At 57.7% G+C, this 14,758-nt stretch carries 16 protein-coding genes and 1 pseudogene; 9 read left to right on the top strand and 8 right to left on the bottom strand.

Translation table 11 applies throughout. The features are described 5' to 3' along the window. A partial coding sequence (locus tag E6C48_RS22720) for a hypothetical protein (RefSeq protein WP_206086525.1) occupies nt 1-240 on the top strand: 240 nt, incomplete at its 5' end. Between the two features lie 200 nt (nt 241-440). On the opposite strand, the gene E6C48_RS18285 is transcribed toward E6C48_RS22720, so the two are convergent. Then, nucleotides 441-1,124, bottom strand: a complete 684-nt coding sequence (locus E6C48_RS18285) for a FadR/GntR family transcriptional regulator (RefSeq protein WP_136359603.1) — start codon at nt 1,122-1,124, stop codon at nt 441-443. Nucleotides 1,125-1,369: 245 nt separating this feature from the next. Here E6C48_RS18285 and E6C48_RS18280 point away from each other — a divergent pair, with 245 nt between their 5' ends. The 4 genes from E6C48_RS18280 (at nt 1,370) to E6C48_RS18265 (ending at nt 5,078) form a co-directional block, all read left to right on the top strand. Further along, nucleotides 1,370-2,167, top strand: coding sequence for a basic amino acid ABC transporter substrate-binding protein (locus tag E6C48_RS18280; RefSeq protein ID WP_136359602.1), 798 nt, complete (start codon nt 1,370-1,372; stop codon nt 2,165-2,167). Nucleotides 2,168-2,228: 61 nt separating this feature from the next. Beyond that, nucleotides 2,229-2,906, top strand: a complete 678-nt coding sequence (locus tag E6C48_RS18275) for an amino acid ABC transporter permease (protein WP_136359601.1) — start codon at nt 2,229-2,231, stop codon at nt 2,904-2,906. Beyond that, nucleotides 2,896-4,116 carry a cysteine desulfurase-like protein gene (locus E6C48_RS18270; RefSeq protein ID WP_136359600.1) on the top strand — a complete coding sequence of 407 codons (1,221 nt, stop codon included), beginning with the start codon at nt 2,896-2,898 and terminating at the stop codon, nt 4,114-4,116. Before E6C48_RS18275 ends, E6C48_RS18270 begins: the two co-directional genes overlap by 11 nt. A 207-nt stretch (nt 4,117-4,323) precedes the next feature. Then, nucleotides 4,324-5,078 (top strand): IS5 family transposase gene (locus tag E6C48_RS18265; RefSeq protein ID WP_136359599.1). Its coding sequence is split into 2 segments (ribosomal slippage): nt 4,324-4,657 and nt 4,657-5,078, totalling 756 coding nucleotides; the frame shifts between segments, so codons are not numbered across the junction. A 26-nt stretch (nt 5,079-5,104) separates the two neighbouring features. Here E6C48_RS18265 and E6C48_RS22890 read toward each other — a convergent pair. Next, nucleotides 5,105-5,717: pseudogene (locus E6C48_RS22890) on the bottom strand (IS66 family transposase); the annotation flags it as partial. A 335-nt stretch (nt 5,718-6,052) separates the two neighbouring features. Here E6C48_RS22890 and E6C48_RS18255 point away from each other — a divergent pair. After that, nucleotides 6,053-6,550, top strand: coding sequence for a TspO/MBR family protein (locus E6C48_RS18255; RefSeq protein WP_136359597.1), 498 nt, complete (start codon nt 6,053-6,055; stop codon nt 6,548-6,550). Nucleotides 6,551-6,562: 12 nt separating this feature from the next. Continuing rightward, nucleotides 6,563-8,017: a cryptochrome/photolyase family protein gene (locus tag E6C48_RS18250; RefSeq protein ID WP_230978847.1), complete on the top strand. Its 1,455-nt coding sequence runs from the start codon at nt 6,563-6,565 to the stop codon at nt 8,015-8,017. Between the two features lie 95 nt (nt 8,018-8,112). Here E6C48_RS18250 and E6C48_RS18245 read toward each other — a convergent pair whose 3' ends face one another. Then, nucleotides 8,113-8,562, bottom strand: coding sequence for an NUDIX domain-containing protein (locus E6C48_RS18245; RefSeq protein WP_136359596.1), 450 nt, complete (start codon nt 8,560-8,562; stop codon nt 8,113-8,115). A gap of 142 nt (nt 8,563-8,704) precedes the next feature. On the opposite strand from E6C48_RS18245, the gene E6C48_RS22615 reads away from it, so the two are divergent. Next, nucleotides 8,705-8,863 (top strand): hypothetical protein, encoded by a 159-nt coding sequence (locus E6C48_RS22615; protein WP_168734577.1) that lies wholly within the window; start codon nt 8,705-8,707, stop codon nt 8,861-8,863. 63 nt (nt 8,864-8,926) lie between these two features. After that, on the top strand, nt 8,927-9,967 hold the full coding sequence (hemH, locus tag E6C48_RS18240) for a ferrochelatase (protein ID WP_136359595.1): 1,041 nt from the start codon (nt 8,927-8,929) through the stop codon (nt 9,965-9,967). Between the two features lie 66 nt (nt 9,968-10,033). Here the strand turns inward: hemH and E6C48_RS18235 are convergent, their stop codons facing one another. The 5 genes from E6C48_RS18235 to E6C48_RS18215 all read right to left on the bottom strand — a co-directional run bounded on the left by E6C48_RS18235 (nt 10,034) and on the right by E6C48_RS18215 (nt 14,737). Further along, the gene (locus E6C48_RS18235; protein WP_136359594.1) at nt 10,034-11,569 is read right to left on the bottom strand and encodes a cryptochrome/photolyase family protein; all 1,536 of its coding nucleotides are present in this window, start codon (nt 11,567-11,569) and stop codon (nt 10,034-10,036) included. Nucleotides 11,570-11,792: 223 nt separating this feature from the next. Further along, nucleotides 11,793-12,404: a CIA30 family protein gene (locus E6C48_RS18230; RefSeq protein ID WP_136359623.1), complete on the bottom strand. Its 612-nt coding sequence runs from the start codon at nt 12,402-12,404 to the stop codon at nt 11,793-11,795. 10 nt (nt 12,405-12,414) lie between these two features. Continuing rightward, nucleotides 12,415-13,137 carry an SDR family NAD(P)-dependent oxidoreductase gene (locus E6C48_RS18225; RefSeq protein WP_136359593.1) on the bottom strand — a complete coding sequence of 241 codons (723 nt, stop codon included), beginning with the start codon at nt 13,135-13,137 and terminating at the stop codon, nt 12,415-12,417. A gap of 69 nt (nt 13,138-13,206) precedes the next feature. After that, on the bottom strand, nt 13,207-14,016 hold the full coding sequence (locus tag E6C48_RS18220; protein WP_136359592.1) for a hypothetical protein: 810 nt from the start codon (nt 14,014-14,016) through the stop codon (nt 13,207-13,209). 169 nt (nt 14,017-14,185) lie between these two features. Beyond that, nucleotides 14,186-14,737 carry a fasciclin domain-containing protein gene (locus E6C48_RS18215; protein WP_230978845.1) on the bottom strand — a complete coding sequence of 184 codons (552 nt, stop codon included), beginning with the start codon at nt 14,735-14,737 and terminating at the stop codon, nt 14,186-14,188. Between the last annotated feature and the right edge of the window lie 21 nt (nt 14,738-14,758).

Raw genomic sequence — 14,758 nt, 5'->3', positions numbered from 1 at the left:
CTCAGTAACGCCATGTCTATCACTCCAAAGTCCCCTGCAATCAACCAGCAGGGGTGGGTTCAAACATGGGTCACTTCTCAATGGAAAAACCGCCCAATCCCGGGTCAGTTCTCGGCGGAAATCAACACCCCGTACGCTGTGACCAGATCGATTGCAGGATTCGCGGACTGGTCTCCAACAGCAATAGAATTACGGCAGGCCAGCATGGCAGAAATTGCGATCAAAGCTTGGCCGATTTAACGCTACGTACCTCAAGGGGATAATTCCCTAATATTTTGGTCTTTAGCTATTTTTGCACGAAATTCCATTGATGGAAAAAATGGCAACCAGCAAAATCCGGTTGTCACAGAACAGTTTACTGGCAGATATATTATCTCACTCTTTCACTGTGCGATTCTGCCATCACAAGGCCGTGTGTCGCGTAATTGATGGCGGTGCGTTTACATGGCGATCCCGGCGCAACGAGCGGTGTTGGCGATGTGGATAGCGATGGTTTCGGCGGCGCGGTTGGCGTCGCCTTCGCGGAGCGCCGCGACGATCAGGCGGTGCTCGGCGATCGAACTGCGCATGCGCGCCGGGTCGGTGACGGCGATCGGCTGTATCTGCGTGGAATGGATGCGGTCCCGATTGGCGGCGTAGAGATCGACCAGCATCCGGTTGGGACAGACCGAGACGATGATGCCGTGGAACTCGAAATCGGCCTCGGCGTTGCCGAGCAGGTCGCCGGCGGCCCAGGCCCGTTCCATCTGGTCGGTCAGGCGCGTCAGTTCCTCGATCTGGCCCGCGGTGACTGCCGCTGCGCCGAGCCGGACGATCTGGCTTTCCAGCATGATGCGCGTCTCGAAGACGTCCTTCACCGAATAGTCCCCATGGCGCCACGCCGTCATGGTGCGCCCGTTGGGCGAAACCTCGGCGACGAACGTTCCGCGCCCCGGCTGGGTGACGATGAGGCCGATCGCCTCGAGCGTCAGGAGGGCTTCGCGCAACGAAGCGCGGCTGAGCTTCAGCGTCACCGCCAGTTCGCGCTGCGAGGGAATCTGCTGGCCGGGCGCCAGGCTGCCGTCCAGGATCATGGCCTGAATCTGCTTGGCCGCGGCATGGGTGACGGGGGTTCGGTTCAGCACGGTCTGCTCGCCCTCCTGTTCTTGGGCCCCGGTTTCTAAGGTCCTGTATCATCGGACCCGGACCGTACCGTCCCGCCTCGACGCCGATCGGCACGGATCGCGTCATGGTTGCGATCATACTGATCGGCCTGGACGATGGCGATCCGTTCCGTCCTCGATCGCACCGCTTGCAACGACAGCCGATTCGTGATTGCATCGTAACTGGTCAGACCGGTCTAACCAATTTTCTTACGGGAGGGAATCAAATGCAAGTCACAACTTTGCTGCGTCGGTTGCGCTGGGCGGGAGCGGCGGCGCTGGTGGTTTTCGCCGCATCGGCGCAGGGCGCCGAACTCAACGTCGGCGCCAATGTCGGCAACGTGCCGTGGGAATTCCAGGATGCCAGCGGCAAGATCGTCGGCTTCGAAGTCGACCTGATGAGAGAGGTTGGCAAGCGCCTCGGCTCGGAGGTCAAGTTCGTCAACATACCGTTCGCCGGACTGTTCGCGGCCGTGCAGTCGGGCCAGATCGACGCGGCGGTGTCGTCGATCACCATTACGCCCAAGCGGCTGGAATCGGTCAGCTTCGCGCAGCCCTACTACGACAGCGACCAGTCGCTGACGGTCAAGGCCGACAGCGGCATCACCGGCCTGTCGGGCATGGCCGGCAAGACGGTCGGCGTCGATACCGGCTCCACCGGCGACATCTGGGTCACAGCCCACATGGCTGAAACCAAGATCGCCAGCGTCAGCAAGTACGAGGGCTTGCAGCCGGCCATGCTCGACCTCTCCGCCGGCCGCATCGACGGCTACATCTCCGACATTCCGGCCCTGCTCTACTACGTGAAGGACAAGCCGCAGTTCAAGGTGGTGGAGCGCATCAAGACGGGTGAGCAGTACTCGGTCATGTTCGCCAAGGACGCGCCGCTGGCCGCAAAAGTGAACGACGCCATCAGCGCCATGAAGAAGGACGGCACGATGGCCTCGATCTACAAGGCCTGGTTCGGCGCCGACCCGGAGAGCGGGCTGGCGACCGTCACCGTCATGGACATGCCGAAGCCCTGACCAACGCGGCCGTGCCGGTGCGCCCCGCGCGTCGGCACGGCACGCTGGAGCGCGCGCCCGCATGTCCGTCTTCGACACCTTCCTGAACCCCCGGGTCTTCGTGGAGACGCTGCCGCTCATCCTGAGCGGCCTGGCCACCACGCTGACGCTCGGCTTCACCTGCATTGTCATCGGCTTCCTCGCCGGCATCGCCGTCGCCATCTGCCGGCTCTATGCCGCGAGCCCGGTGCGGTGGGCGACCATCGCCTTCATCGACGTCTTCCGCTCGCTGCCGGTGCTGGTGCTGCTGTTCGTCATCTACTACGCGCTGCCCTTCGCCGGCGTCCGGCTGTCGTCGTTCGTGGCGGCGGCCAGCGCGATCTCGCTGGTGTCGGCCGCCTACTCGGCCGAGATCATCCGCGCCGGCATCGAGGCGGTGCCGCGCGGCCAGTTCGAGGCAGCGCGGGCGCTCGGTCTGCATTTCGTCCTGACGCTGCGCAAGGTGGTGCTGCCGCAGGCGATCCGCACCGTGCTGCCGCCGCTGACCTCCAACGCCATCAACGTCATGAAGGACACCGCGCTGGCCTCGGTCGTGGCGATGCCGGACCTGCTCAAGCAGGCCAACCAGGCGCAGGCGCTCGCCGCCAATCCAACCCCGCTGATCGCCGCCGCGGCGATCTATCTTCTCATACTTCTGCCGCTCGTCCGCCTCGTCGGCGTGCTGGAGCACAAGCTTTCAAGGACCCGCCATGCCGCTTGACCTCGACCATGTCCGCAACCAGTTCCCGGCGCTCGACGGCGGGTGGGCCTTTTTCGACAATGCCGGCGGGTCGCAGGTCCTCAGGCCGGTGGCCGAGCGCATCTGCGACTACCTGCTGACCACCAGCGTACAGACCGGCGCCAGCTACGAGACGTCCAGGCACGCCACCGAGCGGCTGGCCGAGGCGCGGGCGCGCATTGCGCTGCTGTTCAACGCGCGCCGCGCCGAAGAGGTGGTGTTCGGCGCCTCGACGACGATGCTGCTCAAGCTTCTTGCCACGGCTATGGCCGGCAGCCTGGCGCCCGGCGACGAGATCGTCGTGACCGAGTTCGACCACGAATCGAACATCGGCCCGTGGGTCGGCCTGCGCGAGCGCGGCGTCGTGGTGAAATTCTGGCCGCTGAACAAGCAAACGCTGAAGCCCGATCTCGCCGACCTGGAGGCGCTGATGGGACCGCGCACCAAACTGGTCTGCGTGACCCACGCTTCCAACATCCTGGGTACGATCAACCCGATCCGAGAGATCGCCGATCTGGTCCATCGGTACGGCGCGCGCATCTGCGTCGATGGCGTGGCATACGCCCCCCACCGGGCGATCGATGTGCAGGCGCTCGATTGCGATTACTACGTCTTTTCCCTGTACAAGACCTACGGGCCGCACCTGGCGGTGTTGTACGGCAAGTATGATCACCTGCTCGAGCTCGACGGCCTCTATCACTATTTCTACGGCCGCGACAAAGTGCCGATGAAGCTGGAGCCGGGCAACCCGGCTTATGAGCTTGCTTGGGGCAGCGCGGCCATCGTCGACTATCTGGAAGATCTGGGTGGAACATCAGGACGGGCATCGGTGGAGGCGGCCTTCAAGGCCGTCACCCAACAGGAGATGGCGCTGGCCGAACGCCTGCTCACCTATCTGCGCGACCGCAATACTGTCCGGATCATTGGCGACAGCCGTTCTGACGGCGCCGTGCGCGTGCCGACCGTCTCCTTCCTCGTCGAGTGCGCAGATCCATTTGCGCTGATTGCCTCGACGGACGCGCAACGGATCGGCATCCGGCATGGCGACTTCCATTCGCGGCGCCTGGTAGAAGCGCTAGGCCTGCCGGCGCAGAACATCGTGCGCGCCTCGCTAGTCCACTACAACACGCTGGAAGAGGTGGACCGCTTCATCGCCGTGCTGGACCGTGTGTTTTCATCGGATCCGTCCTGACTGCGTGCGTTGCCTCAACATGTTGCTGGTTCACAGCGATTTGACATAGAGAAGCTTGCGAACCGACAGATCCCCTGCAGTTAAATCACCCGAAATGGCCCTTCAAGGAATTTAAAGGTAAGACGTGTTCTCAGGCCACGACCTCTAGGCTCAGGACCTATTAATTTGGATTGAGATGTGATTCACGGCTCCGAGAAGGAGACCGTGATGGGTGATTTGTTTCTGCTGAGCGAGCGCCAGATGGCGCGGATATCGCCGCATTTCCCTCTGTCGCACGGGGTTCCGCGGGTCAATGACCGGCGGGTGGTGAGCGGCATTGTCTACGTGATCCGCAACGGTCTTCAGTGGAAGGATGCGCCCGCAAGATATGGCCCGCACAAGACGCTCTATAACCGCTTCATCCGCTGGAGCCGGCTCGGTGTGTTCGACCGCATCTTCGCCGGGCTTGCCGGGGAAGGGCCGAAGCCCGAGCGCATCATGATCGACGCCACCCATCTGAAAGCCCACCGCACGGCGGCGAGCCTGCTCAAAAAGGGGATGTTCCCCGTCGTATCGGGCGAACAAAAGGCGGGCTGAACTCGAAGCTCCACACCGTCTGCGACGGTGATGGCCGGCCGATCATCCTGCTCCTGTCGGAAGGCCAGATGAGCGACCACAAGGGCGCGCGTCTCGTGCTCGACGCTTTGCCGGCTGCTTCACACCTGATCGCCGATCGAGGATACGACAGCGCCTGGTTCCGCGCAGAACTCGAAGCAAGAGGCATCGAGCCGTGCATCCCGTCCTCGAAAAGCCGCAAGCAGCCCTTCGACTACGACAAGATCCTCTACCGCCAGCGCCACAGAATTGAGAACCTGTTCGCCAAGCTCAAAGACTGGCGGCGCATCGCAACCCGCTACGACCGCTGCGCCCACACCTTCTTCTCGGCAATCTGCATCGCTGCCGCCGTCATCTTCTGGCTATGATTAATGAGTCCTGAGCCTAGTTCCTGCGCGGTGACGTAAGCCCAGAGCAGCAACTCTTCGATTTGGCTGTTGGGGTGTTTGCTGACGATCCTGGTGAGTACGTCGGCAATACAACCGTGCGGGTCGACGCTTTTGACCCTGCAGGTTTCGATCAGTGAAGCGACGACAGCGCAGTGCTCAAGGCCGCCATCGGAGCCGGCGAAGAGCAAAGTTTTGCGATTGAGCGCTAACTCGCAGAAATTCTGCCCATGTCGGGCGCGACGTTGTCGTTTGGTCGATGGCATTCGAGCTTAGTCTTCTGGCTGATCAAGCCGAGCTTCTAGCGCAGCCAAGGTTCAACATCGGCAATGACCGCAACGGTCTTTTCCTGACGCACGGCACGATGCTAGTCGGCTTAGGCCGCGGATGCCGTCGTCGATCTTGGAGAGCTCCGCGATCCGCTTGAGCGCCTCGCTGGCGATCGGCGCAGGACCTGCGGCGGCCGGTTCAGAAGCGCCGGCGCGCATGCGCCCATCAGAATGCGAGCGTCACCCCGCTCTTGTCGGCGAGCACGCGATAGCCGCCATAGCCATCAACCCGCAGGATGCCGATGAAGCCTGAGAGATGGGCGATGCAAGCTATGCGGGGCGGATCGGCTCCCATGCACTTGAACCGCTCTTTGTTCCCGCGTTAGTGACAGGTGCACTTCCGAAACCCACGTCGACGCGTCCAGCACGGCCGCGACCCCGATGCCACGACTGTTTCGGCGGTGCGTAGCGAACTTTACTTGTTCCAAGAGGCCAGGTCAGTCGAAGCCCGCTGCGTTAGCCGATGCGGCTATACACCTAAATCAAACATTCGCACAGCATCGCGTTTTTGGCTCGTGGCTCGCGCAGCCGGTGATCCGACACGCCCTTGATCGCGTAAATGAGACTGCTTCTAACCGGTTTGAAACCATCGCTTCGTCTGATTAACACCTGACCTATGGCCCGCCAATGAATGATCGTCAGAAAGCCTTGCTGCCCTCGTGGGCGAGAGCCATCATTGCCATCGTTCCCATTATCGCCGCCTCTCTCCTTGGGCAGTGGGCGACATATCCTAATGTCGCCTCATGGTATGCAACGCTCGTTAAGCCGCCATTCAATCCGCCAAACTGGATTTTTGCTCCTGTCTGGACGACCCTTTACATACTGATGGCTTATGCTGTCTGGCGCATCCTGAAAGTTACTAACAGACTTGCAGAGCGCCGGATCGGGCTGATGCTCTTCTTCCTGCAGTTGGGGTTGAACGCGCTATGGTCATGGCTGTTCTTCGGGTTGAACAATCCGCTCGCTGGATTGCTCAACATCATGCCTCAGCTTCTGATTATCGTCGCGACGATAGACCGGTTTCGCAGGCTCGATCTTGTCGCCGCTCTATGTTTGGTGCCGCTCGCAGTGTGGGTCGCATTTGCGTCGTTGCTGAACTTTGAAATCTGGCGCCTGAACGTCTAGTGGCAGCAGACAATGGCCGCCAAAATGCCTTTCCACGACTCCGAACGCCCTATTATCATATGGTTCCGTGACGACCTTCGATTGTCCGACAACCCGGCGCTGAACGCCGCGGCGGATTCTGGCCGCAAGATCATCTGTATCTTCGTGCATGACGAGGAATCCAAGGGGTTGCGCCCGCTCGGTGGCGCGGCCCGATGGTGGCTCCATGGCGCCTTGCAGGAAATGAACGATGCCCTGCGTGGCTTTGGTGGTCGTCTTTACGTTCACCGAGGGGCTGCATCAACGCTCATCCCACAGCTTGCGGCTGATAGCAATGCGGCGGCGGTCTACTGGAACCGCCGCTATGGAGCAGCCGAGCGCCGCGTCGACGAGGCCGTGAAAACCGCCCTCAAAACACAGCGGATCGAAGCGAGAAGCTTCAATGGCCACCTGCTTTACGAGCCATGGTCGATCAAGACCAAGTCCGGCACCCCGTTCCGTGTTTTCTCGGCATTCTGGCGCGCCGCACATGAGGCCGGCGAGCCTGGCCAACCGCTTGGCGTCCCCTCGCGGCTAAACCTGTTCAATGGTCCGTGCGGGCAGACGTCAACAACGGCTGTTCAACTTGCCGATCTGGCACTCGAGCCCTCATCTCCTGATTGGGCCGGCGGACTGCGCTCGAACTGGCGGCGCGGAGAAGCCGGCGCGCAGGCTCAGCTCGAACTTTTTTTGGAAGAGCATCTGAACGAGTATGCCGATCTGAGGGATTTTCCTGACCGTTCGGCGACATCCCGGCTCTCGCCCTATCTGCGCTTTGGCAACATCTCGCCCCGGCAGCTATGGCACGCCGCAGAGGCAGCCGCCCACGCCACCAATCCAGCGCTGCAGCGAAATCTCGAAAAATTCCAGTCCGAACTGGGGTGGCGTGAGTTTTCGTATCATCTTCTTTACTACAATCCCGAGATGGGGAGCGAGAACCTGCAAACCAGGTTCGACAGCATGCCCTGGCGGACAGATGCCAAGGCGCTTCGAGCGTGGCAGCAAGGCAAAACCGGGTATCCGCTTGTCGATGCCGGCATGCGCGAACTTTGGGCGACAGGTTGGATGCACAACCGGGTGCGCATGGTGGTCGCCTCGTTCCTGGTCAAGCACCTGCTGATCGATTGGCGGCAAGGCGAGGCATGGTTCTGGGACACACTTGTCGACGCAGACCCGGCCAATAACGCCGCGAGCTGGCAGTGGGTTGCCGGCTCCGGAGCGGATGCAGCGCCTTATTTCCGCGTTTTCAACCCGGTTCTTCAAGGCGAGAAATTCGATCCCGAAGGCCGTTATGTCAAACGATGGCTGCCGGAACTTACTGATGTTTCTCCATCCGTCATCCATCGGCCGTGGCAGCTCGGGAGCAAGGTTGAAGCTTACGCCGGAAGAATCGTTGAACACGACCTGGCCCGTCGACGCGCGCTCGACGCTTTTAAAGGTCTGGGTTGACTACAACCGCCAAGCCGCTCATCCGCGTGACAGCATGTTTATTGGCCGCGCGGTTGAAGTCAGACAGGCTCAAGACGACCCGGACGAACCCGATGTCAGCTGCATTCGCTTCTTTCCGAAAGAAAGGTGACGGCCGCTTTGTAGAGATCGCCATGAGCCCAGTCATTTCTGCTCCCTATATCGGTCGAAAAAAATACTTCTAAAGCTTCACTGTCTCTATCGGATTCAACGCAGACGGAACGTTGTGAACGGGCGATGATCAAGTTGTTTTGATATTCGTCTGTTCTTATCGACACAAACTCTAGAAAAGATGGCTGGAGACAACAGCCAGTCTCCTCGCGCAATTCGCGTGCGCCTGCTTCCTGCCAGGTCTCGCCACGCATCTGATAGCCACCTGGCAATCCGAGCAACCCGTAGCCAGGCTGCTTTGCACGACGGATTACGAGCAATTCCCTTTTGGCGTTGTGGGCGAGCACAAAAACGGTTGTCGGCGTGTTGTCGTAAACTTGGCGCCCCGCCATGACCGGTATGGGCAGATCCGCCATGATCAACTTTTCCTACGCGCCATCTTCGTCGCCCCACACTTTCTCATTGCCGCAATAGGTCACGGCGCGGAGACCGTCTAGGTCGGCTAATCCCTCGTGGCAGTGATCCGCATCGCTCTCTCACCCGTAAACGTAGATAAGCATGCAGGAGGCCAAATTGGGGGGCATCCAGAAGGAAATCGAAAAAATCCGCAATGCCATTCTGAACCACCCGAACCGTGAGCTTCTCTTTGAGCTGGACACTATGCTTTCGATGGTACTCGAAGAATTGAAGCGCCTGAAGGCGAAGAGAATTATTTAGAGTAGTAAGTAAACTTTTCGTGGGTCTGGCTTGTGCCCGTCCCGACACTAACTCTTTTACGCAATGGATCATCGAACCTTGACTGAGAACTTACCCTCCAACCATCCGACGGTGAAATTCGGAAAAATCGGTGTGCTACTGATAAATTTGGGCACGCCAGATGCTACCGATCCCGCTTCGATACGCCGATATCTCGCAGAATTCCTTACGGATCGTCGTGTCATCGAATGGTCTCGTTGGCTCTGGTATCCCATACTCTACGGCATTGTGCTGAATACGAGACCGAGAAAAGTCGGGAAAGCCTACGAGACGATTTGGAACAAGGAAAAGGACGAAAGCTACCTGAGGACTTTTACGCATAGCCAGGCTTTGCAACTTACCAACAGACTCTCGGATCTTCCGTCGGTGCAGGTTGAATGGGCGATGCGCTACGGCCAACCGTCTATACGGAGCAAGATCGAAGAGCTTCAGAAATCCGGCTGCGAAAGGATACTTCTCTACCCACTTTATCCTCAATATGCGGCCGCGACGACGGCGACGGTGAATGACGAAAGTTTCAGAGCGCTGATGGACCTTAGATGGCAACCAGCAATCCGTACAGTGCCGCGATATCATGACGATCTCGTCTATATCGACGCTCTCGTTCATTCGATCGAAACCCATCTCGCTACTTTGGATTGGGAGCCGGAGATCTTGCTGACGTCCTACCACGGCATCCCGATGTCTTATTTTACGAAGGGTGATCCCTATCACTGCCAGTGTCAAAAAACGACGAGACTGCTCAGGGAACGTCTCGGCTGGAGCAAAGAGCGGATAATGGTGACATTTCAATCGAGGTTCGGTCCGGAAGAATGGCTGCAGCCATACACCGACAAAACCGTCGAGAAACTGGCACGAGAAGGAACAAAAAAGATTGCGGTGATCAATCCGGGCTTTGTTTCCGACTGCCTGGAAACGCTCGAAGAGATTGCCGTGGAGGCGAAGGAAACGTTTCTTCACAGCGGCGGTGAGCGGTTCACCCACGTGCCGTGCCTCAATGACGGAACGGACGGCATGAAAGTCATAGAGCACATGGTCCGAAAGGAATTGGCAGGTTGGGCGTAAAGCGTTTCAAGCCATGACGACAATCGTCGTGCACCACGCTGCCAGATCAACCAAAGGGCCTTTTCGTCATAAGCCTTCGATGAACGCATGCGCATCCTGTGTGATGACCTTCACGCGATCCTTTGGCATCCGATCAAGCGTTCGATACGGCATGCCCATTCTCGGGTTTCGTTCCAGATAAGAGCGGTTTTCGATCAAAAAATTCCAATACAGAAAATTGAACGGGCATGCACCAGGACCGCGCTTAATCTTTGGATTATATGCGCAGGTCCCACAATAATCGGACATCCGGTCGATATAAGCGCCGGACGCAGCGTAGGGTTTTGATGCCAGTAACCCGCCATCGGCAAAAAGAACCATCCCATGTGTGTTGGGCAATTCGACCCAGTCGAAAGCGTCCGCGTAGACAGCCAGGTACCATTCCTCAAGCTCGGCCGGACGAACCCCTATAAGCAGGGCAAAGTTGCCGGTGATCATCAGACGCTGGATGTGATGGGCGTAGGCGTTTCGCCGGGTATCGGCGATCGCTGTGGCGAGACAGTTCATATCTGTTTCGCCTGACCAGTAGAACCAGGGCAGTGATCGGACTGCGCCAAGAGCGTTGGTTTCGGCATAATGTGGCATCTTTAGCCAATAGATTCCGCGAACATATTCGCGCCAGCCGAGAATTTGCCGGATAAACCCTTCGACTGAATTGATCGGCGCATCACCGCGGCGAAAGGCGTTCTCGGCCGCTTCACAGACTTCGCCCGGGTTCAACAAGCCGATGTTCAAGTAGGGCGAAAGCAATGCATGAAAGAGGAATGGCTCGTGAACCGCCATTGCGTCCTGGTAGTCGCCAAAGAAGGGAAGCGCCTCAGCGATAAAAATATCTAGCGTCGCGAGGGCATGTTTTCGGGTGACCGCCCATGTGAAGTCTTCGAGATCGCCAAAATGATCCGCGAAACGCACCGCAACCATAGACAGAATTTCTTGAGTGATGGCGTCCGGCTCTGAGCCGAAGCGTTCCGGAACTTTGAACGTGTCGGGCAACTTTTTGCGGTTGTCGGCATCAAAATTCCATTGACCGCCACAAGGGTTGTCACCCTCCATCAATATGCCGGTTCGACGACGCATTTCCCGATAGAAATACTCCATGCGATACGTCTTGCGGCCATTCGCCCATGCTTGAAACTGACCCACAGAGCAAAAAAAGCGATCATCTTCTCGAACATCGACAGGCAATTCGAGCTGTTCGGGCCAACAGTCCATCATTTTTCTCACGCGCCATTCGCCGGGCTCGGTAACTACCACGCGATCTGGTTTGTGGCGGGCAACCGCCCGCATCAATTCACCCGTGAAAGAGCCAGTGTTCGCCTTGTCGTCTAGGCGGACATATTCGACCCTGAAGCCGAGTTCACACAATTCGTCTGCAAAATGCCGCATGGCGGACAAGATGAAGGCGATCTTCTGTTTGTGATGTCGAACGTATGTCGTTTCGTCGGCGACCTCGACCATGAGCACCAGGTCTTCCCGAGGGTCGAAACCCTTCAACGAAGAGATTTGATGGCTGAGTTGATCGCCGAGGATGAGGACGATCGTTTTGGCCTTTGCCACTTTCATCGCGGGCGATCACTCACTATGCCCGTCGCCTCGCCAGCGGCGATATGCGCGCCGCGCTTGAGCAGATTGAGAGACTTTAACGACGGCATTTCCAGGTCGGTCAAGCGGCTACATGAACACATTGATTTTGCCTTTCGGTTTCGCAGCCGTTATTACTTACAGGTCGCATTGGTGGCGCGCTTGTTTACTATGCTGTTATTTGTCGGCCGGTCGCATGATAAAATCAGATGGCATGCGATCTCAAAACGGCTTCAGGTCTATTGATATTTTCTCGGTGATTGCAGCCATGAGCATCGTCGCGAATGTATCTCAGACCACCGATCGCCAGATCACAACGAAATGCCCGGCCTATTGCAACTAACCCGACACGCTTCAACCGATGTGTATCAAGTGGAATATCGGTGCGGTAGGGAGCAAAAGCGCTAAACCGCAGAACCACTGTCCGCCAATCTGGGTATGCCGTAAAATCCTGGCGATACGACTGCCAGGGTCTTTGTAGATAATCTGTTCTAAGGTGAACGTTGTAGACCTCGCTGTTGCCATACACGTCTATCGCAATCCCGTCCCAGCCACTTGCATCCACAACATGGGCTGTCGGCGAGAGATCGAGGGAGGCCTGAACAAATCCTCCGTTGTTTTCCAGGTTGACGTCGCCGAGCACACGGATGGCGGACCGGCCTGCAACTTCCTTGCGGGCCATCACTCCTTGGGAAACCCCACCCATGACCGCGTCTGTAAAAAGTTTCCAGGCGCTACCAATTGTAGCGACTGGTGGCTTCCTGCTGAGGTCATCTATTATAGCGGTCGCGGGCAACGTATTTCCGTCCCATCGCATGTTGGCCAACTTAACCTTTGGTCCGCAGACGAGAACGTCCACCGTCCACTCCAATCACTTGCCCGGTTATCCAGCCGGCTTCCGATGTCAGAAGGAAATCGGAAATTGCGGCAATATCGTCGGGCTCACCCAAACGGCGCATCGGGTGCAATTGGGCGATGGCCTCGACCATTTGAGAAGAATTGGTCAGCGATTTCGAAAGCGGCGTTTTGGTCAAAGAGGGCGCTACACAATTGACTCGAATTGTCGGCGCGAGTTCGGCCGCCATCGCGAACGTCAGCCCTTCCACGGCCGCCTTTGCCATAGAGATCGACGCATGAGCAGCAAAGCCCTGCGAGGCTGCGACCGAGGAGATCAGGACCACCGAAGCCGCTGGGCTCCGTTTAAGGCTGGGAAGATGCGCCTTAATCGCGAGCGCCGCGCCGACGGCGTTGAGCCGGAAGTCATGAACGAAGTCATCTTCGTTCAGTCCGCCAATCGGTTTCAGTTTGATCGATCCTATCGCGTAGACGAGACCATCGATGGGACCGTGAATTTCCGAAGCGACACGCTCGAAACTGCCCGGAGCGAGCACGTCAACAGCCGTAAAGGTTGCTCCGGTTTCCACCGCAAGTTTCTTAAGCCGGCCGGTATCGCGCCCGACGAGATGGGCACTGCCACCCCGTCCGGTGACTCGGCCGAGAATAGCCGTACCGATGCCCCCTGAACCGCCGTAGATAACCGTCGTCGCCATTTGATATCTCTTTCTCGCGCCGGACGTTATTTCACCAAATGCGAACTCTTGCGATTCGTCAGTCTTGTTTTAGGCGTTTCTACATTGGCAGATATCTCGGGAACTGCACGATTTTGGAATACGAACGATCGCGTCGGTCCATGACGCGTCGATCCGGTCGATACAGGATTCACTGAATTCAGTGATCTTTTTCCAGTACCGGCCGTCTTCGACGAAGTAGCCCAAATTGGCCTCGAGCAACTTTGCCGCGGCTTCGGCCTCCCGAACGACCCGCCCTGAAAATATCTGCTTCAACGCACTGACGCGGCGCGTAGTCAGACGCGAAAGAGTTGCCAATGTCGTACGCGGAAAAGTCAACCTGCTCTGTGGGCGGCTGGAAAGGTTGACGCAGAGTGTTCCTTCTCGCAGGGCTTTCACGAAAAGGCGGCTTGATTTCGCTTCAAGAGAACGCAGCGTGATGTCTTGCCGAAGTGGATCAGCCGTTCCATTGCCGTAGAAATGCGTGCGTCCAACCCCGGAGTAAATCATGTCGCAGCCAAGAAAGGCGAGAACGTCTGGCTTCAAAGCATGAAGCGCCCAATACGCAGAAGTAAATGCCATGGTTCCGCCTGCATAAACAAAACCGCCAAACTCGTTCTGCGCAGGAACAAATTTGTCTGACGTGATCTTCAAGGCAGATGTTGACTGTGTGGCGGGTAACCGCTCACTTGGGAAATCGTCCGGATATATCAAATAATCCCAATCGTCGCGGATCGCCCACGCATTGTTTATGGCTACTATCGATGCTATTGTAGAACGATCCCACTCACGAACTTCCAGAGCATCAGGCGCGCTGCCGAGTACAAGAACGATATTAGGTGTGTGATCTGTAGGTTTCATTGCACCGAGATCTGATCGAGCGTTGTTTTTCTGATTTCTGTATTACAAATCAAAACTAACGTTCTAATTTCATACGCCGCAAGATGCGAGTTTACACACCGACACGCCGATATTTAGCCTAAAATGGGCGGTGCCCAATCATAGGGGCACCGCCCACGGCTCACGTCGCTTATTTCGGCAGGAGAACGGCGTTGACGACGTGGATCACGCCATTTGATTGCATCACATCCGGGATGGTCACTTCAGCGGCGCCACCAGATTCATCGATGATGTAGACATGTTTGCCTTTCAGTTCGGCTGTCAGCGAATCTCCGCTCACTGTCGTCATGTTGTACTTGCCGCCATTTTTCTTGATGTCGCGAATAAGATCCTCGGCAGTAACCTTTCCGGCGACGACATGCGCAGTAAGGATCTTTGCCAGCTTGTCCTTGTTTTCCGGCTTGAGAAGCGTGTCGACAGTCCCCTTGGGAAGTTTTGCGAAGGCTTCGTTGGTCGGTGCGAACACGGTGAATGGCCCTGGTCCTTCGAGCGTCTTCACTAGGTCTGCTGCTTTGATAGCCGCCACCAGCGTCGTGTGATCCTTCGAGTTGACCGCGTTCTCGACGATGTTCTTGCTGGCGTACATCGGCGCGCCGCCCACCGTCGGATTGGCCGCATAGGCGGTTCCTGACACCGCAAGCGCCATAGAAAACATAGCGGCTTTCAACAATTTCATGGTCATGAAGTCCTCCGTGTTTCGTTG

Source organism: Ollibium composti, assembly GCF_004801285.1.
Taxonomy (GTDB): Bacteria; Pseudomonadota; Alphaproteobacteria; order Rhizobiales; family Rhizobiaceae; genus Mesorhizobium; species Mesorhizobium composti.
This window is presented reverse-complemented; position numbering and strand designations above follow the sequence as displayed.